Below are 25,496 nucleotides of genomic sequence, written 5' to 3'. Positions count from 1 at the left end.
CTTTCATGGATAATCCGATCCATCCAGACGTAAATTGAATCATGCTCAAGATGCAAGCCGCCGCTCAGAAAGCCGTCCTGCCCGCGTCGCGACGCCAGCCGGCAGGCCGCAAGTCGCAGCAGCGCGTGCGCGAGATCCTGCAGGCGGGGCGCGAAGTGTTTTCCGAAAAAGGGTACGCTCGCGCCACCACGGCCGAAATCGCTCAGCGCCTTGGCGTATCCGAGGCAACGGTGTTCAGCTACTTTCGCGGCAAGCGTGAGTTGTGCGCACGCGTGATCGGCGACTGGTACGACGAATCCATTGCCGCGATCGAAGGCGGATTGCCGCGTGACGGCACCGTGCGCCAGCAGTTTGCGTTCATCGTGCGCATGCATCTGCAGTTGATGCTGGAGAGCGGCACCGGCATTTGCGAGCTCGTGCTTTCGGAAGGCCGCACGCGCCACCACGACCTGAGCGAAGCGCTCACCGAAATGCAGCGCCGCTATACGGCGCCGCTCATGCGCGTGCTCGCGCGCGGTCAGGAAAGCGGGCAGATCCGCAACGATCTGCCGCTGCGGCTATTGCGCTCATTAGTGTTCGGCCCCATGGAGCACGTGCTGTGGGACGCAACGCTCGCCAACCGCCGTACCGATATCGACGCCACGGCCGAACGGCTCGTGGACGCCCTCTGGTCGGCACTGCAGCCGCCCAATCTCGAACTGGCCGCGCTTGCGCAGTTCAGCCAGGACGTGGGCGAAGCCATGCGCCGGCTCGAGCGCGCGCGCCCGGCCCGCTAGCGGGTCATCGGACCGCCGCTTCCTTCGCCACGCGCGCATCGCGAAGCCGGATCACGCAGCATCATCGGCGCGCCTTGCACGCGCAGGTCGGCGGCTGCGCGCAAGTCGTTGTGTGCGCTCTCATCACAAGCCGATGCCGTCGGCTTGGCAAATTTCGCCGCGCCAACAAGCGTCACGTCCTCGACTGAATCGATAGCAATCCGTACTTTTCACGCGCTGTTCGATGAACGACATCCTGACGTGCGCGAGATTTTCGTAAGGGGCATGCATTACGTCGGACGCACGCCGCTCTATCCGGCATGGGAGCTGTTCGACCGTTGATGACGCTGCACAGGCGCTCGACTCACTACCCGCCGCCCGCGATCCAATCCCGCTGTCGATCTCCGATTGTTACAGCCGCCGCCCCATGCCGGGGCCGGGAATGCGCAGTCCCAGCGCGTTTGCGCCCCAAATCGCCTCCGAAGCGCGCCGTTGCATGCCGTACGCGCCCCGAGGATCTCTCACGCGCCTGCCAGCGCAGTCGCTCCTGTAACAACTCGAAAAAACGGTGCAACACGCGTAATTGCATTGAAGTCGCCGATGTCATAGCGTTTCATAATTGGCTGGCGTGCGCCGTTGCCCACGCCCTCCCATTACTGGAGATCGTTTGTGAGAAGGTTGAAGCTACTACCTGGAGCCGTCGCGGCGGCGCTCGTCGGCGTGAGTGGCGTCGCACATGCGGCGCATGTCGGCGTGTTCATCGGCGGCGGCGTGCCGTATTACTACCCGGTCGCGCCGGTGCCTTACTACTACGGGCCGCCGCCCGTCATCGTTGCGCCGCCTCCGCCACAGGCGCCCGACTACATCGAGCAGGGACAGCCGCAATCCGGTGCCCCCGATGCGGGCCCGCAGGGCCCCGGCAACGCGCCGCCTGGCGACATCGCGGGCGGACAGCAGGAAAACAGCGACACCTGGTATTACTGCGACGAGTCGAAAACCTACTATCCGTATGCGCAGCAATGCGCGTCGGGCTGGCGCGCGGTTCCCGCCCAGCCGGCGCCTTCGAACTAACACCTTGACGATATCGAGCCGCACATGAAATACACCTATCTCACGCTACTCGCCACGGCTGGGCTGCTGAGCGCGTGCGCCGTCGTCCCCACGGGGCCGAGCGTGATGGCGCTGCCCGGCACGGGCAAGACCTTCGACCAGTTCCGCGCCGACGACGCAAACTGCCGCCAGTTCGCCTTCCAGCAGGTGGGCGGCGTCTCCACGAACCAGGCCGCGACGAATGCCGGCGTGGGCAGCGCCGTGGTCGGCACGGCGCTCGGCGCGGCGGCCGGCGCCGCATTTGGCGGCGGCCAGGGCGCAGCCATTGGCGCCGGCGCGGGCCTGCTCGCGGGCAGCGCGGTCGGCATGGGCAACGCACAAGGCTCCGCGTGGGACGTGCAGCGCCGCTACGACTACGCGTATCTGCAGTGCATGTACGCCACGGGCAACCGCATCCCGGCGCCCGGCAACATGGTGGCCCCGCAACAACCGCAGTTCCAGAGCGCGCCGCAGCAGTTCCAGCCCGCGCCCCAGCAGCGTTATCTGCCGCCGCCCCCGCCGGGATCGCCGCCTCCCCCGCCGAGCGGATATTGATCGCATAAAGAAGAACGCGAGGCCGGCGCAGATGCGCGAGCCTCGCGTTTTACTTTGTATCCCGAACTATCTGGCTCAATACGCCGGAGCGTCGAGCTTGTCGCCGTTCCACACCACGCGGCGCATTTCGCCCGTTTGCGTATCGATCAGCGTCATCTGCTGGGCCGCGTGTGCGGCATCGGGCTGTGCATCGCCGCCAGCGTTGCCCTTCGCCTCAAGCAACGGCTGCAGCACGGGCGCGAGCGACTTCAGCAATTGCACGGACAACGCGCTGGTGAACGTATAGCGCGCCGCATACGGCTCGTGCACCCACGCCGTGAGCGTGCCGTAGAAGCGGTCGCCAATCACGAACACGAACGTCGCGCTGCGGTTCACCTTGCGCGATTCGATGAGACGCGCACCCGGCGCGTACACGTTGAAGCGCTGGTCGCCGGTGCCTGTCTTGCCGTAGACGGGCAGCGTCTTGCCGTCGGGGAACGTCATGCCGTTGGCGAGTCGCTTGGCCGTGCCGCCTTCCACCACGGAGTTCAACAGCTCGCGCACGACCTGCGAGATTTGCGGCGAAATCAGCGGTTGCGGCGGCGTGGCGGCGTGGACGAAGCGCGTTTCGTAAGGCGTGCCGCGCGCGAAGTCGAGCGATTCGAAGCTATGCGTCGGCAGCTTTTCCCCGTTGCTGGAAATAAGGCCGATGAGCTGCGCGAGCGCCGCCGGCCGGTCGCCCGATGCGCCGATCGCCGCGCCATAAGAAGGCGTGATGCTGTCGAACGGATAGCCGAGCACGCGCCACGACTTGCCAATCGAGTCATACGCGCGCAGTTCGATCATGTGCCGAATGCGCCGGTCCTGCGTGGCGTGGTACTTCGTCTTGAAGAGCCACTTGTAGGTATAAAGGCGCGTGTCGCGGCTTTCCTGCTGGACCTGCGCAAGCGTCGCGTCGGGGTGCGCGCGCAGGTAGTTCAGCAGCCACAGTTCAAGCGGATGAATACCCGCGATATAGCCGCGATCGTTCAGGTTGAATCTGTCGATCGCGTATTTCTCGTAGTAGTGCGCGAGATCCTCGTCGTCCAGCCACTGGAACTTCGTGTTCTTGAGTTGTGCGCGCATTTGCGCGTCGAACCACGGCAGCGTGCCGTCGGGATTCGCGCTGCGCAACACCGTGGCAATGCGCGCCGGGCCCTTGCGCGTGTGCTGCAGCAAGATAGCGAGCGCTTCGTCGTCGCTTTTGCCCGCGTAGCGTCGATAGAAGCGCTTCATGTAAACCTGGCTTTCGCCGTCGGCGAACTGCGTGAGGAAGCGGTTGCGCACGGCCGGATCGTCGAGCCATTGCGCAGGCGGCCCCGAAGTCTCGATCATCTTGTAGTGGACGATGTCGCGCATGAGCCGCACGAACACGAGATTCACCGAATGCTGGAATGCCCGATGCACGGTGAGAATCTGCGCGTTGTCGCTCGACTCGAAATTGTTGAAGCTCTGCGCGCCGCCGCCGGTGTAGAAGGTCTCGCCGGGGCTGGCCGAATACTTGCGCTCCACGGCCGCTTCGAGCATCGAATGCAGCGAGCGGTCAGACGTCTTCGAAAGATAGTCGATCGCCCAGCGCGTGAGCGCGTCGCCCGGATCGACGTCCTTGAGCATGGCATGCAGCGTCTTCGCATCTTCGGCGGCATACTTCGCGTGCAGCGCGCTCACGATCTGCAGGTAAGTCACGAGCGTGCGCAGCTTCGCCGTCGACCCGAGGTTCAGGCGCGCGCCCGAATTGATGTCGAACGGCTGGTTCACGCTGTCCGTCTGCACGCGCACGAGGTTTTCGCCATTGCTGCGCTCGAACAACGTGAAGCTATACGCGATCTTCGAAGGATCGTCGGATGGGCGCAGCATCTCGAAGCCGACGAGCCCCGCCTGGCGCGCGCCGTCCTTCGTCGAGGCGTCGGCAAGGCGGTCGCTTACGGCCTGCTGGACGCTGTCGTCGAGCGTGGCCGTCGCGGTGAGGTCGAGGCGATCGAGGTCGTAGAGCGTCTTCAGACCCAGCGCCTGCATCAGTTGCGTGCGCAACGTCAGCACCGCCTTGCGCTCCACGTAGGAGACCGGCACGCGTTGGGCCGGCCTCGAACGGTCGAGGGCAAGATGCGTAGCGAGCGCGGCGTCGCGCAGCGCGGGCGTAATCACGCCGTTGGCGCCGAGCAGGCGCAGATAGCTGTCGGTCAACTTCGCGAGCGCCTCGGTGTTCTTCTGCAGGAAATACGAGGGCGCGCGCTGCGCGATCAGCAGCGAGAGCACCTGACGGAACGCGAGTGCCTGCTCGTCGAGCGTCGCGGTCGAAAGCGGCGCGCGCAGAATGCGGTTGACCTCGCGGAAGTCGCGCCCGTACCAGTCGGCGAGGCCGTCGCCGAGACCGTTGACTTCGCCCACGCCCGGCTTCGCGGCAAGCGGTACGGAGTTCAGATAGTGCACGAGAATCTGCTGGCGCGCGGGCATGGTCTGCGGGCCGTCCAGATACGCGCGCAGCGAAGCGGATGCGATCTGGCGCAGCTTTTCGGGCGGCGTGGCGGTGCGGCCGCCCGACGAGTGCCGGAACTTCTCGATCTGCGTGGCGAGCGTGCTGCCGCCCGGCGTTTGCTGATGCCGGTTCACGAGCCGCGCGCCCTGGTCGACGAGCGCGCGGCTAAAGCGGCCCCAGTCGATGGCGGGGTTGCGGTTCGGCTGGTCGAGCGCGAGCAGATATTTGTCTTCGATGAAAAGCAGCGAATCGCGCACGACGGGCGGCACCGCGTCGAAATTCTCGTAGGCGCGCTGCGGGTAACGCGTATGGAAGAGCATCGCGCCGGAAGCGTCGCGCAGCACGATCCCGGCCTGATCCTTTTCGTCATAGGGCAGGAAGAGGCCCTCGTCGGCCACCGCGATCATGCGATCCGAATCGCGCGCCTGCGCGGCGATCGTAAAGCCGCGTTGGGCAAGCCGGCTCTCGAACGTGGGCAACTGGGCGTAACCGAGCCGCACGTCATACGGCCCGTTCGTCGTGGGAAAGCGGATGCTGTGGCTCGGCCCGTTTTCGACCGTATAGCCGATGTCGCGCGTCAGTTCGGAGAGATAGCGCGCCTGCAGACGCGAGGTGTCGATTTCGATCTGGACAATGCGCGCGATGATGACGAGGGCAGCCAGAAACGCGACAACGAATCCCCACTTGACCCACCGGAAGAGCGAGCCAGCGCCAGCGGCGCGAAGAGGAAAGCGTACCGATGGGCGATTCATGCGTATTCTCCTGACGTCACGTCAGATTTCCAGACGGCACCCCTCGGATAGTCTATCTCGCTCTGTAGGATATTGTGTGGCCGTAGTGCTGGCCTCGCGGGCACGTCGCGACGCCGCAACACCCATGCCCGTCGCGTGACAGTTTTGCGGCGGCGGCGCGGCACGAAAGATGCTCCCGATATAATGGTCAGCTATTTCGTGGATACCGAGAAATATGAAGAAGCTTGCCGTGCCCCTTGCCCTCTCGCTTACGCTTGGCGCGTGCGCGTGGTTTCAGAGCAACCCGGATGCTGGCCAGCCAGTCATCGATTCCACAACCAACCGGTCGGTCCAGGACGTGATCTCGTGCCTGACCGTGGAAGCTTCGCGCCATGGCGCAAGCTTCTCGACAACGCCGCTGCCGCAAGGCCAGATGCTCGAGTTCGGCGACTCGAACGTCGTCAAGATCCGCGCCGACAACGGCACGACGACCTACCGCTACTACGCGGGCAAGCGCCACGCCTCGAATCTGTGGATCGAGGGGGCGAGCAAAACCTGCGCGCCTTGAAGATTCGCGGGTAGGCTTTCGCGGGCGCCGCCGTCGAGCGAGCATTTCGCGTCCGCGCCGCCCCACCCTGCGCCCGTCGATTACATCCGCTTACGCAACGTTACGCACTGTAGCGCGGCGACACATTTTTGCCTGCCGTTTTAAGAATCGCTTAAGACTTCGTCCGCATCATCCCCACACTGAAAAGAAACGAACGCAGCAGGAGGTTCCGTGAACCCGCATGATCCGCAAATCCAGGATGACGGCCGGGAAAAAAGCGAGGCAACGCCCGCAGCCAGGCCCGGGCGCCGCAAACTTCTGCGACGGCTGCTGAGCCACCACGAGCTCGCGACCCTCCTCTTGCTGCTGCACGCGCCGATCGACGCGCACGCCAAGCCCGAGATCCCCATGCTCCAGGAGGCAGGACTCGTCGAGCAGATGCAGGACGACGCCGGCGCGCCGCGCATTCGCCTCACGACGGAGGGCAATGCCGTCCTGCAGGGACTCGGCCTCGCGCGCTAGGCACACGGCGCACACTCCAGGCACCACACTCCAGGCATATTACCTACGAATTACGCAAAAAAAGGCGGCGGCACGCGCACGACGTGCCGCCGCCTTTTTTTCATCTTTGCCCCGACCGCTAGCGGACCGGGCGCCCCTCAAGCCGGTTCGAGCGCCTCGCCTTCATCCTGCAAGCGCAGCAGCCGGTAGCCGCTCTTGTAAACCGGCTGCAACCGGAAGCCGTTGGGCTCGTCGATTTCCAGCAGCAGTCGCAGGCGCGACACGTGACTGTCAATCGTGCGAGTGAGCGTATGCAACTCGCGTCCCCACACCATCGCGTAGATATGATCGCGCGAGAGCACGCGCCCGATGCTCGAGAAAAAGAGCGAAGCGAGCCGGTATTGCGTGGTCGAAAGCAGCACGGGCTTGCCGTGCACGCTCACGGCCTGACGCCGCGTGTCGAAGTGATAGGGGCCGGCCGCGATCGTCATATCGCCGCAACGGTCGGGAAAGGCGCGGCGCAAGAGCGCATTCACGCGCGCGCGCAACACCAAAGGGCACACAGGCAGGCTCACGTAGTCGTCGGCGCCGACGGAAAACGCCTGCACCACACTCTCGTCCGACGCGTCCTCCGAAACGAACAGCACCGGGACCTGGCTGCCGTTCACCGCCCGGAACGTCCTCAGCAGTTCGGTGTCCGCGACCCGCGAACCCGGCCAGTCGAGCAAGAGCATGTCGACGGTCGACGCGGTGAGCGCCCTCGCAAGCGCGAGCGCGTCGCTGAACGGCATGCACGCGTGGCCGCATGGCGTCAGCGCGCGCTCGATCTGCTGGCGGTGGGCAGCGTCGCGCTGAAAAATCGCAATGCGCATGGTGAGTCCTCTGTTGGATCGAATATCAAGCCGCGCAATTCTGTGGATATGTGCAAAGACTGCCCATCGGAGGAGTCCGAAATCCAATGCGCTTCATCGTTTCACACGATGGCGCGCAACCGGCCTGACAGCGCCGCTCGGGGCGCGCATCTAGCGGATACCAGGCTTCCTGTAGAATCGCGGGCTGGCCTGAAGTCGTCGGCGCGTCCGCCCACCCATACGGACGCGCTGTTGCCGTGCCCACCCTCGCGCCCACTTTCCGACGACCGCCGCTCCCCGCGCCACGCGCGCACCAGGCAAATTCGGCCATCAGGGACGTCCATTCGCGTCCCGCACGACTTCGCACATAACAAACACCCTGGTTTTTCGGAAATGCAAGCAACAGAAATTGGCGTGCGCACGCCCGCCGCTGCGCGCGCGCTCGGCCGCAGCGACTACAAGACGCTCGGACTCGCCGCACTCGGCGGCGCGCTGGAGTTCTACGACTTCATCATCTTCGTATTCTTCGCGCCGGCCATCGGCCAGTTGTTCTTCCCCGCAACGATTCCCGACTGGCTGCGTCAGCTCCAGACCTTCGGCATCTTCGCCGCCGGCTATCTCGCGCGGCCGCTCGGTGGGATCGTCATGGCGCACTTCGGCGACCTGCTCGGCCGCAAGCGCATGTTCACGCTCTCCGTACTGCTGATGGCGCTGCCCACGCTCGCCATGGGCTGCCTGCCCACCTACGCGACGATCGGCGTGCTCGCGCCGGTGCTGCTGCTCGCGCTGCGCGTGCTGCAAGGTGCGGCCGTGGGCGGCGAGGTGCCGGGCGCCTGGGTGTTCGTCTCCGAGCATGTGCCGCACCGCCACATCGGCTATGCGTGCGGCACCTTAACGGCGGGGCTCACGTTCGGCATCCTGCTCGGTTCGCTGATCGCCGCGGCGGTCAACCACCATTACGCGCCCGCCGACATCGCCGCTTATGCCTGGCGCATTCCGTTCCTGATCGGCGGCCTGTTCGGCATGTTTTCGGTATACCTGCGCCAGTGGCTGCACGAAACGCCCGTGTTCGCGGAGATGCAGGCGCGCAAGTCGCTCGCCGACGAAATTCCGCTCAAGGCCGTGCTGCGCGACCACGGCCGCGCCGTGATCGTCTCGATGCTGCTCACGTGGATGCTTTCGGCAGCCATCGTCGTCGTCATTCTGATGACGCCGCCGCTCCTGCAGAAGCAATTCCACCTCGACGCCACCACGTCGCTCCTCGCGAACTGCGTCGCGACGCTCTTCCTCACGGTGGGCTGCGTGAGCGCGGGCGCGCTCGCAGACCGCTTCGGCGCGCGCCGCGTGCTGGCCATCGGCGGCATTGCGCTCGCCATCTCGTACTACGTGCTGTTCCGCCGGATCGCCGTGGACAGTTCGATGCTCATGCCGCTCTACGCGCTGGCCGGGCTGCTGGTCGGCACGATCGGCGCGGTGCCTTACGTGATGGTGAATGCGTTCCCGCCGGTGGTTCGCTTCTCGGGCATCTCGTTCTCGTACAACGTCGCCTATGCCGTGTTCGGCGGCCTCACGCCGATCGTCGTCGCGCTCCTGATGAAGTCCGAGCCGCTCGCGCCCACGTACTACGTGGCGGCGATCTGCGTGCTCGGCGCGATGACGACGCTGTTCTTCAAGGACGCGCATCGCGCCGAATGAACGTTGCCGGGCGGCGCCACTGATCCGGCACCGTTTCACGGCTTCGCCGGCTTCGACGATTCACGTCACACTGAAACGTCGAAGCCACCGCCCGGCCTAACATGGGCGCATGAATCGCTCACACCCCACCCCCGTCCACTTCACGCCCGCGCTGACGCGCATCGTCGCAACCGTCAGCGTCGGGTTCGTCGTCACCCAGCTCGACGTCACCATCGTCAACATCGCGCTCGCGCGCATCGCGACCGATCTTCACGCGAACGTCGCAGGCCTCCAATGGATCGTCGATGCCTACACGCTCGCCTTCGCGGTGCTAATGCTCTCGGGCGGCGTGCTTGGCGACCGCTACGGCACGCGCCGCCTCTACGGCGCCGGGCTCGTGGTGTTCGCGCTCGCCTCGCTCGCTTGCGGCCTCGCCACCGGCCCGGCCATGCTGATCGCAGCGCGCGCCGTGCAGGGCGCGGGCGCGGCGGCCATGCTGCCGAACTCGCTCGCGCTCCTCAACGAAGCCTGCCGCCATGACCGCGCGCTGAGGGCGCGCGCCGTGGGCTTCTGGACCGCCGCCGGCGCCATTTCGATCGCCGCCGGGCCGGTGGCGGGCGGCCTGCTGATCGCGACGTTCGGCTGGCGCGGCATCTTCCTCGTCAATCTGCCGCTGTGCGCAGCCGGCCTTGCGGCCACGCTTGCGTGGATTCCGGCGCCGCGCCGACATGCGCGCGAGCTCGATGCCACCCGCGCGCGCCCGGTACGCAGCCTCGACGTGCGCGGACAATGCCTCGCCATCGTGGCGCTCACGGCGTTCACGGGCGCCGTGATCGAATGGCGTCCGCTCGGCTTCGCCCACTGGGCCGTGGCGGGCGGCTTCGCGCTCGCACTCGCCGCCGGCATAGCGTTCGTATCGCTCGAAGCGCGCGTGCGCGATCCCATGCTGCCCCTCGCCATGCTGCGCAACCGCCCGTTCAGCGCGGCGGTGCTGTTCGGCATCTGCGTGAATCTCACGTATTACGGCACGGTGTTCGTGCTCGCGCTGTATCTGCAGCATGCGCGCGGCGAGACGCCCTTGCAGGCGGGCCTCGCGTTCATACCGCTCACCGGCGGGTTCCTGCTCTCGAACGTCGTGAGCGGCCATGTGGTCGCGCGCTACGGCACGCGCCGGCCGATGGTCGTCGGCGCGCTCGTCGCGGGCGCAGGCTACGCGTTGCTGATGGCCGTCGAAGCCGCGACGCCGCTCGCCTTCGTGCTGCTCGCCTTCCTGCTGATTCCCTCGGGCATGGGTCTCGCCGTGCCGGCGATGACGACCGCCGTGCTCTCGTCGGTCGAGCCCGCGCGCGCGGGCACGGCTTCCGCGCTGCTCAACACGGCGCGTCAGGCGGGCGGTGCGGTGGGCGTGGCGGCGTTCGGCGCGCTCGCCGGCGGGGCCGGCGCGGCCCAGGTGGTGGCCGGCCTGCGCGCGGAAACGGCGATTTCGACGGCGCTGCTGCTCGCGGCGGCCGGCCTGGCGTGGTTCGTGAGGACCGGCCCGACACATGCCGGCGCGAGCCGGGCCGCGGCGGCGCGGATGAGTGAATCCGAATCGCGCTGATACGCCTTCCGATGTGCCGCGGCGCGCTACAGCGACGCCTCCTGGATCGCGCCGGAGTCGATCGCGCGCGCGATCAGGCCATCGTTCTGCGCCTTGCGGATAGCGTGGGCGATCAGCCGGTCGGGCTCCTCGAGGTCCGCCTTGAGCGCGCCGAGGAGCCCGGAGGCGTCGAGGATCACCAGGGTCTTCGCGGAATCCGCGTCGCTGATGAACACGCGCCGCGTGCCGTCTTCCGCAAGGCTCGCGCAGAACTGCCCGGTCTTGCCTGCCACGTTGAAGTCGAAGTTCTGTATCACGGCCTGCTCCCTCGTCACCCGGTTGCCCGGTGGATATGGTACGTCGCTCGCGCCGGTGAACGTCGGCCGCATCAGCCTCGCAGGCCGACGCCGCCACGCGGCGCGCGCAAGCCATCAACGGAAGCACGTCCCGCGCCCGTTACGGTCAGCAGCAGGAAACCGCCCGCGATCGCGACGTTTTTCCAGAAGTGGACGACGGCGTCCTGTTGCGCCGCAGCTTGGGTCATGTTCCAGAAGTCGTGGCCGAGGATCGCCGTGACGATGGCGTACACGGCAAGCACGAAGGCAACGGAGCGCGTGCGCACGCCCAGCACGAGCGCGATGCCGCCGAGCAGTTCGATGACCGTCGCCACGATCGCGCCGTACGAGGCGTACGGCACACCCTTCGAGTGCAGATAACCGACAAACCCCGCGTATCCCAGCAGCTTCATGGCCCCGCCCCAGAGAAAAAGAATGGCGAGCGCGATACGGGCAATGAAGATGATGAAGGAATCGGCGGGACGGGTCATGGGGGACTCCGGTATGCAATATCGGAATGACCGTCAGGCGTACGCCCAGTTCCCTCGACTTGAATCGGGAACGGCAGGCAAGCGGGACGACGCGCCGTATGCCAACGCGGCAGCGGCTATGCGGGGCGAAGCGATATGGTTGGGGAATTAATTCGGAATGCTACAAAATTTTCGCGATCCGCCATGCGGCGATCCATTCGCAATGCGATGCGACGGATGCGATTCGATCGCGCAAGCGGCCGCCTTTGGCACGCTCAATGCTTGTGGCGCATGCCATGCGGCCGATGCGCATCGAGCCAGCGGGTGAAGCGCGCCTCCAGCGTGCCTCTGCTGCGGCGCGACACGGCCCACATAGCCACGCACACCAGCACCATCACGGCCGGTCCGAGCAGATAAGCAACAACGGTTTCCCTCATGGCAGTCTCCTCAGTGCGACGCCAGTACGTGAGTTATCTCATTTTAGGCGATCGGGCGGCCCGTGGTAAACGTCGGCCGTAATTGCCGCAGGGGCGTATTCCCCATGTTTTCATATATCCGGGGTATCGGCAGCGCGCGGCGCGGACTTTACCTCAGACGTAATCGACGGACGCACGCGTTTCGCTAGAATCGGCGGCATGAACACGCTCGCTTCCACACTCCTCGCCGCGCCGGCCGGCGCCGGGCGCCGCAGCGTCGGCGAGATGCTGCGCGACTGGCGCGTGCGCCGGCGCATGAGCCAGTTGCTGCTCGCCACCGAGGCGGAGATTTCGACGCGCCATTTGAGCTTCGTCGAGTCGGGCCGCGCGCTGCCGAGCCGCGAAATGGTCATGCATCTTGCGGAACAGCTCGAAGTGCCGCTGCGCGAGCGTAACGCGCTGCTCGTGGCGGCCGGCTACGCGCCGCTTTACCGCGAGCGCGCCCTCGATGATCCGCAGCTCGCCGCCGCGCGCGAAGCCGTCGATCTCGTGCTGCGCGGGCATGAGCCTTATCCCGCTGTGGCCGTGGACCGCCACTGGAATATCGTCGCCACGAACGGCGCGCTTGCGCCGCTCATCGGCGACGCTTCGCCTGCGCTGCTCGCCGCGCCCATCAATGCGCTGCGGCTCTCGCTGCATCCCGAGGGCATGGCGCCGCGCATCGTCAACTGGCATGCGTGGCGCGATCACCTGCTCACGCGCCTGCAGCGCCAGATCGAGGCGAGCGGCGACCCCGTGCTTGCCGCGCTGCGCGACGAACTGGCTGCATACCCGACGCCGCCCGGAGCCGCCGTTGCGAGCACCGAGCCGATCGCTCATCACATCGCGGTGCCGCTGCGCGTGCGCACGGCGCTCGGCGAACTGGCGTTCTACAGCACGACCACTGTGTTCGGCACGCCGGTCGACATCACGCTCTCCGAGCTTGCAATCGAGGCCTTTTTTCCCGCCGACCCGCAAACGGCGCAAGCGCTGCGCGACGCAGCGCGGTGACGTGCGCGCTTGCCGGGCGCGCTCAACCGCGCGCGGCGAACCACGGCCGAATCCACCCGAGGCCAGCCGAGGTGCCCGCGCGCGGCCGGTATTCGCAGCCGATCCAGCCGTCGTAGCCGAGTTCGTCGATCAGCGCCAGCAGCCACGGGTAATTGAGTTCGCCGCTGTCGGGCTCGTGGCGCTCGGGCACGCCTGCAATCTGGATGTGGCCGATCCGTCCGATGTCGCGCCTGAGCTTCACGGCCAGGTCGCCTTCGACGATCTGGCAGTGATAGCAGTCGAACTGCACGCGCAGATTCGGCGCGCCCACTTGCGCACAGATTGCGTGCGCGTCGTCCTGGCGGTTCAACAGATAACCCGGCATATCGCGCGTGTTGATCGGCTCGATCAGCACGTCGATGCCGTTGTCCGCCGCGGCGCGCGCCGCGTACTCGAGGTGCTTCACATACAGCTCGCGCTGCGCCGCGCGCGACGCCTCGCTCGCCACGAGGCCCGCCATCACGTGGATCTTGCGATTGCCGAGCACACACGCGTAATCGAGCGCGGTATCGATGCTACGGCGAAATTCGTCTTCGCGGCCCGGCAACGAGGCAATGCCGCGCTCGCCCGCCGACCAGTTTCCCGGCGGCGCGTTGAAGAGCGCCTGCGTGAGCGAAGCGCCATCGAGTCGCGCCTTGATTTCGGCAGCAGGATGTTCGTACGGAAACAGATATTCGACGGCCTCGAAGCCGTCTCGCGCCGCAGCGGCGAACCGGTCGAGAAACGCGTGCTCGTTGTACATCATCGTGAGATTGGCGGCGAAGCGCGGCATCGAGGCAACTCCAGTTAGCGGTCTAGCCGGTATTGTCTGCCAAAGCGGGCTGCGGTGTGAAGGCATCGGCGCGGCGAGAACACCGAACCTATGCCCCGATCACGAAATGAATCTGAACACCCCTCTTGATTCATGTGCACGCAACGATCTTCCATTTTCACGCACCGTCATGCGCTTCGGAACCATAAGTCCGCTCTGGGGCGAGAATCGGACTTTCATTTCACATTCGATTCACGTCATATTTAGAACTCCGTATTTACTCAAGAAAACAAGAAACCCCTCTACCACAGCCAATCTCCGAGAAATTCATGAAAATCCCTCACATCGCAAGCAATTTTTTGAAACGTTAATTGTTTCCAAACACCTGCGATGCCGCCTTGCTTTCTGCATACCCTCCGCTTCTCCCTCTCGATGCCGGTTTCCGCGAAATTTCGATATATCCGATCACATACACCGAAAGAGATTTCATTCATCCCCTTTACTTCTTCTCCGTCCTTCTCTTAAATTATGGGTGTCCCCAACGCGCAAGCTGGAGATGCCATGAGTCATTTTCTGGATCGTCTGCGTTACTTCACGGCGGCACGAACACAATTCGCAGACGGACACGGCGCCGTCACAGACGAAGACCGAAAATGGGAAGAGGCGTACCGCACGCGCTGGCAGCACGACAAGATCGTACGCTCCACGCATGGCGTGAATTGCACCGGCTCGTGCTCCTGGAAGATCTATGTGAAGGGGGGCATCGTTGCATGGGAGACGCAGCAGACCGACTATCCGCGCACACGTCCCGACATGCCCAACCACGAACCGCGCGGCTGCTCGCGCGGCGCATCGTATTCGTGGTATCTGTATAGCGCGAATCGCCTCAAATACCCGCTCGTGCGCAGCGCGCTCGTCAAGCTATGGCGCGAAAAACGCCGCACGCTCGACCCCGTTGCCGCGTGGACGGCCATCGTCGACGACGAGGCCGCGCGCAAAAGTTATCAAACACGGCGCGGCCTTGGCGGCTTCGTGCGCGCGGACTGGAGCGAAGTGCTCGAAATCGTGGCGGCAGCGAACGTGCACACGATCAAGCGCCACGGCCCCGACCGCGTGATCGGCTTCTCGCCGATTCCCGCCATGTCGATGGTGTCGTATGCGGCGGGTTCGCGCTATCTCTCGCTCATCGGCGGCGTGTGCCTCTCGTTTTACGACTGGTACTGCGACCTGCCGCCGGCTTCCCCCCAAACGTGGGGCGAGCAGACCGACGTGCCCGAATCCGCGGACTGGTACAACGCCTCGTTCATCGTGATGTGGGGGTCCAACGTGCCGCAGACGCGCACGCCGGACGCGCACTTCATGGTGGAAGCGCGTTATCGCGGCGCGAAGATCGTCTCGATCTTTCCCGACTACGCCGAAGGTGCGAAGTTCGGCGACATCTGGCTGCATCCGAAGCAAGGCACCGACGCCGCGCTCGCGCTCGCCATGGGTCACGTGATCCTCAAGGAGTATCACCTCGCCGGCAAGAGCGCCTATTTCGCCGATTACTGCCGCCGCTTCACCGACATGTCCTGCCTCGTGACGCTCGTCGAGCGCGACGGCCAGTACGTCCCCGACCGCTATCTGCGCGCTTCCGACATCGACGGCTCGCTCGGCCAGGACAACAACCCCGAGTGGAAGACCGTCGTCGTGGACAGCGCGACGAACGAATTCGCGGTGCCGCTCGGCTCGGTGGGCTTTCGCTGGGGCCAGCAGGAAGGCGCCGATCGCGGCAAGTGGAATCTGCGCGAGGAAAGTGTGCGCGGCACGCCGCTCACGCCCGCGCTCTCGCTCGTCGAAAAGCACGACGATGTCGTCGACGTGCTTTTCCCGTACTTCGGCAACGTCGCGCATCCGCATTTCCCGCACACCTCGCACGGGCCCGTGTTGAGCCGGCGCATCGGCGTGCGGCGCGTGACGACGACCGCGGGCGAGCGGCTCGTGGCCACCGTCTACGATCTCTTCGTCGCCAATTACGGGCTCGACCAGGGCCTGGGCGGCAAGGACGTCGCGCGCAGCTATGACGACGACGTGCCCTATACGCCGGCCTGGCAGGAGGCGATCACGGGCGTGAAGCGCGAGGACGTCGTCAACGTCGCGCGCCAGTTCGCCGGGAACGCCGACAAGACCGAGGGCCGCTCGATGGTCATCATCGGCGCGGGCATCAACCACTGGTTCCACATGGACATGGCATATCGCGCCATCATCAACATGCTCGTGATGTGCGGCTGCATCGGCAAGTCCGGCGGCGGCTGGTCGCACTACGTCGGCCAGGAAAAGTTGCGTCCGCAAACAGGCTGGACCGCGCTCGCCTTCGCGCTCGACTGGAACCGGCCGCCGCGCCACATGAACGCGACATCGTTCTTCTACGCCCACACCGACCAGTGGCGCTACGACCCGATGAATCCGGCCGACCTGCTCTCGCCGCTCGCGAACAAGGCCGACTTTCATGGTGCGCCGATCGACTACAACGTGCGCGCCGAGCGCATGGGCTGGCTGCCGTCGGCCCCGCAGATCGACAGCAATCCGCTAGAGTTGGGCCGTTCGCTCGAAGACCCCGCGAAGGCAGGCGCCGAAGTCGCGCGCCGCCTCAAGGAGGGCAGCCTCAAGCTCGCCTGCGAAGACCCCGACAATCCCGCCGCCTTTCCGCGCAATCTGTTCGTGTGGCGCTCGAACCTGCTCGGCTCGTCGGGCAAGGGGCACGAGTACTTCCTCAAGCATCTTCTCGGGACAACGAACGGTGTTCAAGGCGAAGAAGTCGTGAAGGACGGCGTGCCGCGCCCCGAGGAAGTCGTATGGCGCGAAGAAGCGCCCAGGGGCAAGCTCGATCTGCTCTGCACACTCGACTTCCGCATGTCGACCACTTGCATGTACTCGGACATCGTGCTGCCCACGGCCACGTGGTACGAGAAAGACGATATGAATACGTCCGACATGCACCCGTTCATTCATCCGCTCTCCGCCGCCGTGGACCCGGCGTGGCAGGCGCGCAGCGACTGGGAAATCTTCAAGGCCATCGCGAAGCGCTTTTCCGAACTCAGTGTCGGCCATCTAGGTGTGGAGCGCGACGTGGTGCTCTCGCCCATCGCGCACGACGCGGCCGGCGAGCTGGCCCAGCCCTTCGGCGTAGACGACTGGAAGCGCGGCGAATGCGAGCCGGTTCCGGGCAAGACCATGCCGGGCGTGGTCACGCTGGAGCGAAATTATCCCGAGACGTATCACCGTTTCACGTCGCTCGGGCCGCTTATGGACCGGCTCGGCAACGGCGGCAAGGGCATTAGCTGGAACACCGAGGACGAAGTCCATGAACTCGGCGCGCTGAACTATCGCGACGAGTCGGCCGACGCGGGCGACGCGAAAGGCCGCCCGCGCATCGAGACGGCGCTCGACGCCGCGGAGACGATCCTCTCGCTCGCCCCCGAAACGAACGGAGCAGTCGCAAAGAAGGCGTGGGAAGCGCTCTCGAAGTTCACGGGCATCGAACACGCGCATCTCGCCGAAGCGCGCGCCGACGAAAAGATCCGCTTTCGCGATATCCAGTCCCAGCCGCGCAAGATCATTTCGTCGCCGACGTGGAGCGGCATCGAGTCGGAGCACGTGTCGTACAACGCGGGCTATACGAACGTGCACGAGCTGATTCCCTGGCGAACATTGAGCGGCCGCCAGCAGCTCTATCAGGATCACGCGTGGATGCGCGCGTTCGGCGAGGCGTTGTGCGTGTACAAACCGCCCATCGACACGGGCAGCTACGAAAAAATGGCCGGCTCGCGCCCGAACGGCAATCCAGAGATCGCCCTGAACTTCATCACGCCGCACCAGAAATGGGGCATTCACAGCACCTACACCGACAACTTGCTGATGCTCACGCTCTCGCGCGGCGGCCCGATCGTGTGGATTTCGGAGAAAGACGCCGCGCAGATCGGCGTGATCGACAACGACTGGATCGAGTGCTTCAACGCGAACGGCGCGCTTTGCGCGCGCGCCGTGGTGAGCCAGCGCATTCCGCGCGGCATGGTGATGATGTATCACGCGCAGGAAAAGATCGTGAATACGCCGGGGTCCGAAATAACGGGCACGCGCGGCGGTATCCACAACTCGGTCACGCGCATTTCGCTCAAACCCACACACATGATCGGCGGCTACGCGCAACTGGCGTACGGCTTCAATTACTACGGCACCGTGGGCTCGAACCGCGACGAATTCCTCATCGTTCGCAAGATGAAGAACGTCGACTGGCTCGACGCGGAAGAAACGCCGGTAGGTCCGTTGCCTGATCCGGTCAATGCGGCAGCCAATGCAGCGGTTCGCGAAGGAGAAAGCTCATGAAAGTGCGCGCGCAGATCGCGATGGTGCTGAACCTCGACAAGTGCATCGGCTGCCATACGTGCTCGGTCACCTGCAAGAACGTCTGGACGAGCCGCGAAGGCATGGAGTACGCGTGGTTCAACAACGTCGAGACGAAGCCCGGCATCGGCTATCCGAAGGAATGGGAGAACCAGGAGCGCTGGCGCGGCGGCTGGGTGCGCAAGGCCGACGGCCAGATCGAGCCGCGCCTTGGCGGCAAGTGGCGGCTGCTCGCGCAGATTTTCGCGAATCCGCACCTGCCTGAAATCGACGACTATTACGAGCCTTTCACCTTCGATTACGCCCACCTGCAAGAAGCCGGCAATACCCAGGCCACGCCCGTTGCGCGGCCGCGCTCGCTCGTGAGCGGCGAGCGCATGGAGAAGATCGAGTGGGGGCCGAACTGGGAAGAGATTCTGGGCGGCGAGTTCGAGAAACGCTCGAAGGACTATAACTTCGAGAACGTGCAAAAGGAGATCTACGGCCAGTTCGAAAACACCTTCATGATGTATTTGCCGCGCCTGTGCGAGCACTGCCTCAATCCGGCGTGCGTGGCCGCGTGTCCTTCCGGATCGATCTACAAGCGCGAGGAAGACGGCATCGTGCTCATCGATCAGGACAAGTGCCGCGGCTGGCGCATGTGCGTTTCGGGTTGCCCGTACAAGAAGATTTACTTCAACTGGCGCAGCGGCAAGGCCGAGAAGTGCATCTTCTGTTATCCGCGTATCGAAGCGGGACAGCCCACCGTGTGCTCGGAGACCTGCGTGGGACGCATCCGCTATCTCGGCGTGCTGCTCTACGACGCCGACCGGATTCGCGAAGCCGCAAGCGTCGCCAACGAAACCGATCTTTATCAGGCGCAGCTCGATGTGTTTCTCGATCCCTTCGATCCGGCCGTGATCGAGCAGGCCGCACGCGACGGCGTTCCGCAGGCGTGGATCGATGGTGCGCAGCACTCGCCCGTCTACAAGATGGCGATCGACTGGCGCATTGCGTTCCCGCTGCACCCCGAGTACCGCACGCTGCCGATGGTCTGGTACGTGCCGCCGCTTTCGCCCATCAACGCGGCGGCCAACAGCGGCGAACTCGGCATGAACGGCTGGCTGCCCGACGTGCACTCGTTGCGCATCCCGCTACGCTACCTTGCGAACCTGCTCACCGCCGGCGACGAAAAGCCGGTACAGGTCGCGCTGGAGCGCCTGCTCGCCATGCGCGCGTTCATGCGCGCCCGCCATGTGGATCGCGTGGACGCGCCGCAGGTGCTCGCGCAAGCGGGTCTCTCGCTGGCCCAGGTCGAGGAGATGTATCGCTATCTCGCGATCGCGAACTACGAAGACCGCTTCGTGATTCCCACCACGCACCGCGAGTACGCCGAGAACGCCTTCGACTTGCGTTCGTCGTGCGGCTTCACGTTCGGCAACGGCTGCTCGGACGGGCGCTCCGAAGCGAGCCTGTTCGCGCCGAAGACGAACGGTCATCGCCAGATTCCCATTCGGGAGGTCTGATCATGTTCGCCGTTCGTCCCCAACCCGTGACGTACCGCCTGATCGCTTCGCTGCTCGACTATCCCGACGCGCCGCTCGTCGAAGCCTTGCACGAACTGCGGGCGATCGTGCGCGGCGAGCGCGCATTCGGCACCGAGGCGCGTGAGAAGCTCGAACGCTTTCTCGACTATCTCGACTCGCACGATCTGCTCGCGCTGCAGGAGAACTATGTCGCGCTCTTCGATCGCGGCCGCGCCACTTCGCTGCATCTGTTCGAGCACGTGCACGGCGAATCGCGCGATCGCGGGCAGGCGATGATCGACCTCGTCCAGACCTACGAGAAGCACGGCATGCTGCTGCAGCCGGGACAGTTGCCCGACTATCTGCCCGTGTTCCTCGAATACCTGTCGATTCTCGAGGCAAACGAGGCGCGCGCTTTGCTCGGCGAAACCGCCGCGATCCTGCAGTCGATCACGGCCGAACTGAGCCGCCGCAACAGCCACTACGCGTACGCAATCGGCGCGCTGTTGCCGCTCGCAGGCGCGAGCGGCGCGGAACTACCCGACGCCGCGCACGACGACGACGCTGGCAAGCCGCACGACAAGGACCATTTGCAGGCGCTCGACGCAGCCTGGGCCGACGAGCCGGTGCGCTTCATGGGCGCGGGACAGCCACTGGCGATCGCACCAGTGGCGTTCCATCCGCGGCGCGCACCGCGCTGATACCGGCACGCCGTTCGCATACCGCACGCAAGGAGCCGTCATGGACCAATACTTCCATCAGTTTCTGTTCGGCATCTATCCGTACATCTGTCTCGCGGTGCTGCTATTCGGCTCGCTCGTGCGCTTCGACCGCGAACAGTACACGTGGAAGAGCGACTCGTCGCAACTGCTGCGGCGCGGCGCATTGCACGTTGGCAGCAATCTGTTCCACTGGGGCATTCTCGTCGTGGTGCTCGGTCACTTCGTCGGGTTTCTCGCGCCGCACTGGCTGGTCGGGCCGTTCATCTCGGCAACCGTGCACCAGTTGCTCGCGATGGTGGCGGGCGGCGTGGCAGGCAGCGTCGCGATCGTCGGGCTCACGATCCTGATCGCGCGGCGCTTGGGCGACACGCGCATCCGCGTCAACAGCAAGACGTCGGACATCGTCATCGTGTTCATGCTCTGGGCGCAGCTCGCGCTCGGGCTCGCGACCGTCGTGCTCTCGGCACGCCACATGGACGGCGTGATGTTCGAGCAGCTCACCGACTACGTAAAGGGCGTGGTGACGTTCCGTCCCAACATCGCCGGGCTGCTCGACGGCGTGCCGCTCGTCTACCAGACGCATATCGCGCTCGGCTTCACGATCTTTCTCGTTTCTCCTTTCACGCGCATGGTCCATATCTGGAGCGGCATTGCTTCGGTGTTCTATCTGATCCGTCCGTACCAGCTCGTGCGCAAGCGCTGATCGACAAACCGGCACCAGGAGCGTCCTCGATGATGAACGCGATCCCGCATGATGAAGGGAGCGAACTCCCCGCACGTGTGAACGACGTCGAAATCGGTCTCGCGGCGATCGAGGCCGAGCGCGGCAATCATGCCGACGACCCCGATCCCGCGCGCGCCGCGCGGCGCGCGCTCGTCGTTCACGAACTGCTGCGCCAGCGCGCCGTAGCGCTGGGCCTGATCGAGCAGCACGCCGAACTCGACGACGACGCGCTCGATACGCTGCTCGCGCGCGAACTGCGCGTGCCCGAGCCCACGCCGGAGGACTGCGAACGCTACTACGCGCAACACGCCTCGCGTTTCGTGCGCAACGAACTCGTGTACGCGAGCCACATTCTCTTTGCCGTCACCGACCGCGTGCCGCTCGCGTTGCTGCGCCAGAAGGCCGAAGAGACGCTGCGCGAGCTGCAACAGGCGCCCGACACCTTCGAGGCGCTCGCGCGCCAGTTCTCGAACTGCCCGTCCGCGGGCGTAGGCGGCAGCCTCGGCCAGCTCGCGCGCGGCGACACCGTCCCGGAATTCGAGGCGGCGCTGTTCGATTGCACCGACACGGGTGTGCTGGCGCGTCTCGTGCGTACGCGCTTCGGCTTTCATCTGGTGCGGGTAGACCAGCGCGTGCCGGGACAACCCGTGCCCTATGAAGACGTTGCCGGCGACGTCGCGCGCTTTCTCGGCGAACGCGTGCGCCACAAGGCCATTCAGCAATACGTATCGATACTCGCCTCGGAAGCGACGCTCGAAAACGCGGCACTGGAAGCCGCGACGAGCCCCCTTGTCCAGTGAAGTCGATGTGAACCCTCACACGATGGAGGCATCATGAATCTGCGCAGCGAATCGACGCGCCCCGTGACGAACGCAGCAGAGCCCGATAAGGTCGGCGCAAAGGCATGGTCCGTCCTGTTCGTCAGCACGCTCGCGTTTCTCGTGTGTTTCGTGGTGTGGATGATGTTCGGCGTGCTCGGCGTGCAACTGCGCGAAGAGCTTCAGCTCAACAGCACCGAGTTCGGTCTGCTCACCGCCACGCCCGTGTTGACCGGCGCGGTCATGCGCCTGCCGTTCGGCGCGTGGACCGACCGCTTCGGCGGACGCATCGTCATGACGACGCTGCTCGTGACCTGCGCGGTGCCCGTATATATCGTCAGCTATGCGAATGAATTCTGGCAATTCCTGCTCATCGGCCTTTTTCTCGGCTGCGTGGGCGCCTCGTTCGCGGTGGGCACGCCCTACGTCGCGCGCTTTTTCCCGCCCAGCCGGCGCGGCTTCGCCATGGGCTTCTTCGGCGCGGGCACGGTGGGCGCGGCCGTCAACCTGTTCGTCACGCCGCAACTGGAGAAGCTGTATGGTTGGCGCTTCGTGCCGCGCGTCTACGCCGTCGCGCTCATCGTCACGGCCGTGATTTTCTGGCTCGGCTCGGCGCGCGACCCCGGCGCGGGCAAATCGGGCGGCTCGCTGCTCGACTCATTCAAGGTACTGGCCGACGAACGCGTGTGGCGCCTGTGCCAGTACTACTCGATCACCTTTGGCGGCTTCACGGCGCTCTCGCTGTGGATTCCGCAATATCTCAAGGCCGAGTACGGCATGTCGCTCGTGATGGCTTCCGCTTTCGCCGCCGGTTTCTCGCTGCCCGGCTCGATCCTGCGCGCGGTGGGCGGCGTACTCGCCGACAAGCTGGGCGCGCACAAGGTCACATGGTGGGGCCTGTGGGTGGCGTGGATCTGCCTCTTCGTCCTTTCCTACCCGCCCACGGACTTCGTTATCCACACGATCGACGGCCAGGCGGCGCTCCACATCAGCATGCCGGTGTTCGGCTTCGTCGCGATCGCCTTCGTGCTCGGCGCGGTGTTCGCGTTCGGCATGGCGTCGACGTTCAAGTACGTGGCCGACGACTTTCCCACGAACATGGGCATCGTGACCGGCATCGTGGGCCTTGCCGGCGGCCTTGGCGGCTTTTTGCTGCCGATCCTGTTCGGCGCGCTGCTCGACCTGCTCAAGATCCGCTCGAGCTGCTTCATGCTGCTCTACGGCATCGTCTGGGTCTCGCTGATCCTGCTCTACTTCTCCGAGGTCAAGCGCACGCCGATTCTCGGCGAACCGAGCAGGTGAACCGGCCGGCGGCGATTCAGGCCGCCGCTGCCTGCGGCTCCGCCGGGTCCGGCGCCGTCACGACGAGCACACTGCACGACACGCGGTCGAGCAGCAGGCGGTCGTCGCGCCCGTCCCACCACCGCTTGAACGGGCCGCGCCGGTGATGGGCCAGCACGATGAGATCGGCGCGAAGGTCCGCGCAGTAATTCGCGATCACGTCGATGGGCCGCCCGACCACGAAGTGGCCGGTCGCGGCGAGCCCCTTTTCCTGGAGGCACGCCACGCCGTCGCGCAGGATTTCGCGCGCCGCTTCCTCAGCGGCTTCGAACGGCACAGCGGACGCGATGTCCGTGGCCCATTGCAGCGGCGCCTGGTCGAGCACCGCCAGCAAATGCGTCTGGGCGCGACACTCGCGCGCGAGATCGGCGCCCTCGCGCAACGCCCGGCGTCCTTCGCGCGTTGCGTCGTAACACAACAGAATGCGGTTGAACGAAGCCATGATCTGTCTCCCCAGCGTTCCGGGCTTGCGCCGCCTGGACGCACCGAGCGCCTGAAATAACGCCCTCGCCAATCTATTTATATCATCATATGAGATAAATAGCGCATTCGTCTTGCATCGAACCGGGCTCCGGGCTGTTGCCGAGCCAACACCCGCAAATCCGTTGCAAGCCCGAATGGTTGCAGCTCAAACGCTTCGCTCACTCACGGCCATTCGCCGGCTCCATGCAATCGACATATCCACTTTGCGCCTTCGTAACATCCTGGTTACACATTCGCCTGCTATAAGCCATCAGGGTCGAAACGCTTGTTACATATATATCCTCACACGTATTAATTCCGGGGCGCGTATTTCTTACCTGTCAACCCAACGATCTTCAAAACGTTTAATTGTGCGTGCCGCGCTTCATGCCTTCCGGCCGGGTCGTTGCACATGCATCGACGATCGCGCCCGAGGCCCGAAATCAAGGCCCTCCGGCGGGGTTATGTGGCCAGGTATCGCCTGCGTCAGTTTGTCGCAGGCATGGCTCCTCTTAGCAGAAAAAATTACCGGAAATAATTCACAACGGTCTAATTATTTTTTGATCCGAGGGATTGATTTCTGAGATAAGCCCTCATACAATTCCCTCCAAGGTTGTTACGAGTTGTAACAACCTGTATCAAAGAGTCAGATCGAGCCAACGAGCAAAGATCGACCACAAGACCAGAAAAGATACACGGCGAAAAATGCCGGGGGGTTAAATTCGGGGCTTCGGAAACTAGAGAAATGGACCGCAGCAGCGAGACGCTGGAATCTATCCGCGAAATTAATTTGTCGTATCTGATGCTCGCACAGCGCATGCTGCGCGAGGACAAGCCAGTCGGCATGTTCCGACTGGGACTGTCGTCGGAATTGGCCGATCTGCTTGGCGGTCTGTCGCTCGCGCAGATCGTCAGGCTGGCCTCTTCCGACCAGCTTCTCTGTTTTTTCCGCTTCGACGATCATGCGATGTTGTCCGCGCTCACGCAGACCAGCAAGCATGCCGACGTGGCGGCTACTCACGCGGCCATCCTGCTTGCAGGACAGCCGGCTGGCCAATTCGCCTGAGAGTGACGTCCATGTCGACCACGCGGCGCAGCCTCACCGAAGACGCCCAGGAAGTATTTCGCGCGATCGCGCTGATCGAGCTGGGTGCGCGCATGCAGGTGCTCGAAAGCGAACTCACGCTCTCGCGCGACCGCATGATCCGCCTGTATCGCGAGATCCGCGGCGTGTCGCCGCCTAAAGGGATGTTGCCGTTCTCGGCGGACTGGTACATGACGTGGCTGGCCAACATCCACGCCTCGCTGTTCTATAACACCTACCTGTTCCTCAAGAACGAAGCGCGTTGTTCGCATCTCGACGCGCTCACCAAGGGGTTCCGGCTATATCTGGAACACTGCCGCCACAGCGGAGCCGAGCCGGTGCTCGATCTCACGCGTGCGTGGACCCTGGTGCGGTTTTTCGATGCCGATATTCTGCAGTTGACGCCTTGCTGCCGTTGCGGCGGCAAATTCGTCGCGCATCGCCACGACCTTCAGCACAACGTCGTGTGCGGCGCATGCCAGCCCCCATCGCGGGCGGGCAAGACGAAAAAGGCGGCTGCAGCGCGACGGGGCGCCGAGCAGACCGAGAGCGACCTTCCGGCAGTTGTAACGCCGGATGGCATTGCCGAGGCTGCATAAGCGTAGGAGAGCAGATCCGGC

23 protein-coding genes are annotated in these 25,496 nt (G+C 64.8%); 16 read left to right on the top strand and 7 right to left on the bottom strand.

Annotated features, from left to right (window positions below; genetic code table 11):
* Window positions 1–41: 41 nt before the first annotated feature.
* The 3 genes from BLU17_RS07145 (at window position 42) to BLU17_RS07130 (ending at window position 2,399) form a co-directional block, all read left to right on the top strand.
* Window positions 42–776, top strand: coding sequence for a TetR/AcrR family transcriptional regulator (locus tag BLU17_RS07145; protein ID WP_245746749.1), 735 nt, complete (start codon window positions 42–44; stop codon window positions 774–776).
* A gap of 648 nt (window positions 777–1,424) precedes the next feature.
* Window positions 1,425–1,826 (top strand): hypothetical protein, encoded by a 402-nt coding sequence (locus BLU17_RS07135; protein ID WP_091996012.1) that lies wholly within the window; start codon window positions 1,425–1,427, stop codon window positions 1,824–1,826.
* 24 nt (window positions 1,827–1,850) lie between these two features.
* Window positions 1,851–2,399 carry a YMGG-like glycine zipper-containing protein gene (locus tag BLU17_RS07130; RefSeq protein ID WP_091996011.1) on the top strand — a complete coding sequence of 183 codons (549 nt, stop codon included), beginning with the start codon at window positions 1,851–1,853 and terminating at the stop codon, window positions 2,397–2,399.
* A gap of 75 nt (window positions 2,400–2,474) precedes the next feature.
* On the opposite strand, the gene BLU17_RS07125 is transcribed toward BLU17_RS07130, so the two are convergent.
* Window positions 2,475–5,645, bottom strand: coding sequence for a transglycosylase domain-containing protein (locus BLU17_RS07125; protein ID WP_091996010.1), 3,171 nt, complete (start codon window positions 5,643–5,645; stop codon window positions 2,475–2,477).
* A 214-nt stretch (window positions 5,646–5,859) separates the two neighbouring features.
* On the opposite strand from BLU17_RS07125, the gene BLU17_RS07120 reads away from it, so the two are divergent.
* The gene (locus tag BLU17_RS07120) at window positions 5,860–6,192 is read left to right on the top strand and encodes a hypothetical protein (RefSeq protein WP_091996009.1); all 333 of its coding nucleotides are present in this window, start codon (window positions 5,860–5,862) and stop codon (window positions 6,190–6,192) included.
* 231 nt (window positions 6,193–6,423) lie between these two features.
* The gene (locus BLU17_RS07115; protein WP_091996079.1) at window positions 6,424–6,693 is read left to right on the top strand and encodes a hypothetical protein; all 270 of its coding nucleotides are present in this window, start codon (window positions 6,424–6,426) and stop codon (window positions 6,691–6,693) included.
* A 137-nt stretch (window positions 6,694–6,830) separates the two neighbouring features.
* Here the strand turns inward: BLU17_RS07115 and BLU17_RS07110 are convergent, their stop codons facing one another.
* Entirely contained in the window at window positions 6,831–7,544 is a 714-nt protein-coding gene (locus tag BLU17_RS07110; RefSeq protein WP_091996008.1) for a response regulator transcription factor, read from the bottom strand.
* Window positions 7,545–7,916: 372 nt separating this feature from the next.
* Between BLU17_RS07110 and BLU17_RS07105 the strand changes: the two genes are divergently transcribed.
* Window positions 7,917–9,218 carry an MFS transporter gene (locus tag BLU17_RS07105; RefSeq protein WP_091996007.1) on the top strand — a complete coding sequence of 434 codons (1,302 nt, stop codon included), beginning with the start codon at window positions 7,917–7,919 and terminating at the stop codon, window positions 9,216–9,218.
* 109 nt (window positions 9,219–9,327) lie between these two features.
* The gene (locus tag BLU17_RS07100; protein WP_091996006.1) at window positions 9,328–10,797 is read left to right on the top strand and encodes an MFS transporter; all 1,470 of its coding nucleotides are present in this window, start codon (window positions 9,328–9,330) and stop codon (window positions 10,795–10,797) included.
* 26 nt (window positions 10,798–10,823) lie between these two features.
* Here BLU17_RS07100 and BLU17_RS07095 read toward each other — a convergent pair whose 3' ends face one another.
* The 3 genes from BLU17_RS07095 to BLU17_RS33035 all read right to left on the bottom strand — a co-directional run bounded on the left by BLU17_RS07095 (window position 10,824) and on the right by BLU17_RS33035 (window position 12,018).
* Window positions 10,824–11,093, bottom strand: coding sequence for a hypothetical protein (locus tag BLU17_RS07095; protein ID WP_091996078.1), 270 nt, complete (start codon window positions 11,091–11,093; stop codon window positions 10,824–10,826).
* A gap of 71 nt (window positions 11,094–11,164) precedes the next feature.
* The gene (locus tag BLU17_RS07090; RefSeq protein ID WP_091996005.1) at window positions 11,165–11,602 is read right to left on the bottom strand and encodes a DoxX family protein; all 438 of its coding nucleotides are present in this window, start codon (window positions 11,600–11,602) and stop codon (window positions 11,165–11,167) included.
* A gap of 254 nt (window positions 11,603–11,856) precedes the next feature.
* Window positions 11,857–12,018 (bottom strand): hypothetical protein, encoded by a 162-nt coding sequence (locus BLU17_RS33035; protein WP_176928946.1) that lies wholly within the window; start codon window positions 12,016–12,018, stop codon window positions 11,857–11,859.
* Window positions 12,019–12,216: 198 nt separating this feature from the next.
* Here BLU17_RS33035 and BLU17_RS07085 point away from each other — a divergent pair, with 198 nt between their 5' ends.
* Window positions 12,217–13,047: a helix-turn-helix domain-containing protein gene (locus BLU17_RS07085; protein ID WP_091996004.1), complete on the top strand. Its 831-nt coding sequence runs from the start codon at window positions 12,217–12,219 to the stop codon at window positions 13,045–13,047.
* Between the two features lie 22 nt (window positions 13,048–13,069).
* On the opposite strand, the gene otnI is transcribed toward BLU17_RS07085, so the two are convergent.
* Complete coding sequence (gene otnI / locus BLU17_RS07080; RefSeq protein WP_091996003.1) at window positions 13,070–13,858, bottom strand: 2-oxo-tetronate isomerase; 789 nt, start codon at window positions 13,856–13,858, stop codon at window positions 13,070–13,072.
* A gap of 540 nt (window positions 13,859–14,398) precedes the next feature.
* Here otnI and BLU17_RS07075 point away from each other — a divergent pair.
* The 6 genes from BLU17_RS07075 to BLU17_RS07050 are packed head-to-tail and all read left to right on the top strand — an operon-like array spanning window position 14,399 to window position 23,291.
* A complete protein-coding gene (locus tag BLU17_RS07075) occupies window positions 14,399–18,202 on the top strand; it encodes a nitrate reductase subunit alpha (RefSeq protein ID WP_091996002.1) in 3,804 nt (1,267 codons plus the stop codon).
* Window positions 18,199–19,725: a nitrate reductase subunit beta gene (gene narH, locus BLU17_RS07070; protein ID WP_091996001.1), complete on the top strand. Its 1,527-nt coding sequence runs from the start codon at window positions 18,199–18,201 to the stop codon at window positions 19,723–19,725. Before BLU17_RS07075 ends, narH begins: the two co-directional genes overlap by 4 nt.
* A 2-nt stretch (window positions 19,726–19,727) precedes the next feature.
* Entirely contained in the window at window positions 19,728–20,426 is a 699-nt protein-coding gene (narJ, locus tag BLU17_RS07065; RefSeq protein WP_091996000.1) for a nitrate reductase molybdenum cofactor assembly chaperone, read from the top strand.
* 40 nt (window positions 20,427–20,466) lie between these two features.
* Window positions 20,467–21,150 (top strand): respiratory nitrate reductase subunit gamma, encoded by a 684-nt coding sequence (gene narI / locus BLU17_RS07060; protein WP_091995999.1) that lies wholly within the window; start codon window positions 20,467–20,469, stop codon window positions 21,148–21,150.
* 32 nt (window positions 21,151–21,182) lie between these two features.
* The gene (locus BLU17_RS07055; protein WP_091996077.1) at window positions 21,183–21,971 is read left to right on the top strand and encodes a peptidylprolyl isomerase; all 789 of its coding nucleotides are present in this window, start codon (window positions 21,183–21,185) and stop codon (window positions 21,969–21,971) included.
* 33 nt (window positions 21,972–22,004) lie between these two features.
* A complete protein-coding gene (locus BLU17_RS07050) occupies window positions 22,005–23,291 on the top strand; it encodes an MFS transporter (protein WP_091995998.1) in 1,287 nt (428 codons plus the stop codon).
* A gap of 16 nt (window positions 23,292–23,307) precedes the next feature.
* On the opposite strand, the gene BLU17_RS07045 is transcribed toward BLU17_RS07050, so the two are convergent.
* On the bottom strand, window positions 23,308–23,772 hold the full coding sequence (locus tag BLU17_RS07045) for a universal stress protein (protein WP_091995997.1): 465 nt from the start codon (window positions 23,770–23,772) through the stop codon (window positions 23,308–23,310).
* 765 nt (window positions 23,773–24,537) lie between these two features.
* Here BLU17_RS07045 and flhD point away from each other — a divergent pair.
* The gene (flhD, locus tag BLU17_RS07040; RefSeq protein ID WP_028209695.1) at window positions 24,538–24,858 is read left to right on the top strand and encodes a flagellar transcriptional regulator FlhD; all 321 of its coding nucleotides are present in this window, start codon (window positions 24,538–24,540) and stop codon (window positions 24,856–24,858) included.
* A gap of 11 nt (window positions 24,859–24,869) precedes the next feature.
* Complete coding sequence (gene flhC / locus BLU17_RS07035) at window positions 24,870–25,475, top strand: flagellar transcriptional regulator FlhC (protein WP_091995996.1); 606 nt, start codon at window positions 24,870–24,872, stop codon at window positions 25,473–25,475.
* Window positions 25,476–25,496 lie beyond the last annotated feature (21 nt).

The organism is Paraburkholderia lycopersici (assembly GCF_900096975.1).
GTDB lineage: Bacteria > Pseudomonadota > Gammaproteobacteria > Burkholderiales > Burkholderiaceae > Paraburkholderia > Paraburkholderia lycopersici.
The sequence above is the reverse complement of the archived record's forward strand: the minus strand, read 5'-3'. Positions and strand labels throughout refer to the sequence as shown.

Excerpts from the sequence above, each read along its gene's own strand:
- BLU17_RS07145 (WP_245746749.1), top strand. The coding sequence starts at position 42 with ATGCTCAAGATGCAAGCCGCCGCTCAGAAAGCCGTCCTGCCCGCGTCG.
- BLU17_RS07130 (WP_091996011.1), top strand. The coding sequence starts at position 1,851 with ATGAAATACACCTATCTCACGCTACTCGCCACGGCTGGGCTGCTGAGC.
- BLU17_RS07125 (WP_091996010.1), bottom strand. The coding sequence starts at position 5,645 with ATGAATCGCCCATCGGTACGCTTTCCTCTTCGCGCCGCTGGCGCTGGC.
- BLU17_RS07120 (WP_091996009.1), top strand. The coding sequence starts at position 5,860 with ATGAAGAAGCTTGCCGTGCCCCTTGCCCTCTCGCTTACGCTTGGCGCG.
- BLU17_RS07110 (WP_091996008.1), bottom strand. The coding sequence starts at position 7,544 with ATGCGCATTGCGATTTTTCAGCGCGACGCTGCCCACCGCCAGCAGATC.
- BLU17_RS07105 (WP_091996007.1), top strand. The coding sequence starts at position 7,917 with ATGCAAGCAACAGAAATTGGCGTGCGCACGCCCGCCGCTGCGCGCGCG.
- BLU17_RS07100 (WP_091996006.1), top strand. The coding sequence starts at position 9,328 with ATGAATCGCTCACACCCCACCCCCGTCCACTTCACGCCCGCGCTGACG.
- BLU17_RS07090 (WP_091996005.1), bottom strand. The coding sequence starts at position 11,602 with ATGACCCGTCCCGCCGATTCCTTCATCATCTTCATTGCCCGTATCGCG.
- BLU17_RS33035 (WP_176928946.1), bottom strand. The coding sequence starts at position 12,018 with ATGAGGGAAACCGTTGTTGCTTATCTGCTCGGACCGGCCGTGATGGTG.
- BLU17_RS07085 (WP_091996004.1), top strand. The coding sequence starts at position 12,217 with ATGAACACGCTCGCTTCCACACTCCTCGCCGCGCCGGCCGGCGCCGGG.
- otnI (WP_091996003.1), bottom strand. The coding sequence starts at position 13,858 with ATGCCGCGCTTCGCCGCCAATCTCACGATGATGTACAACGAGCACGCG.
- BLU17_RS07075 (WP_091996002.1), top strand. The coding sequence starts at position 14,399 with ATGAGTCATTTTCTGGATCGTCTGCGTTACTTCACGGCGGCACGAACA.
- narH (WP_091996001.1), top strand. The coding sequence starts at position 18,199 with ATGAAAGTGCGCGCGCAGATCGCGATGGTGCTGAACCTCGACAAGTGC.
- narJ (WP_091996000.1), top strand. The coding sequence starts at position 19,728 with ATGTTCGCCGTTCGTCCCCAACCCGTGACGTACCGCCTGATCGCTTCG.
- narI (WP_091995999.1), top strand. The coding sequence starts at position 20,467 with ATGGACCAATACTTCCATCAGTTTCTGTTCGGCATCTATCCGTACATC.
- BLU17_RS07055 (WP_091996077.1), top strand. The coding sequence starts at position 21,183 with ATGAACGCGATCCCGCATGATGAAGGGAGCGAACTCCCCGCACGTGTG.
- BLU17_RS07050 (WP_091995998.1), top strand. The coding sequence starts at position 22,005 with ATGAATCTGCGCAGCGAATCGACGCGCCCCGTGACGAACGCAGCAGAG.
- BLU17_RS07045 (WP_091995997.1), bottom strand. The coding sequence starts at position 23,772 with ATGGCTTCGTTCAACCGCATTCTGTTGTGTTACGACGCAACGCGCGAA.
- flhD (WP_028209695.1), top strand. The coding sequence starts at position 24,538 with ATGGACCGCAGCAGCGAGACGCTGGAATCTATCCGCGAAATTAATTTG.
- flhC (WP_091995996.1), top strand. The coding sequence starts at position 24,870 with ATGTCGACCACGCGGCGCAGCCTCACCGAAGACGCCCAGGAAGTATTT.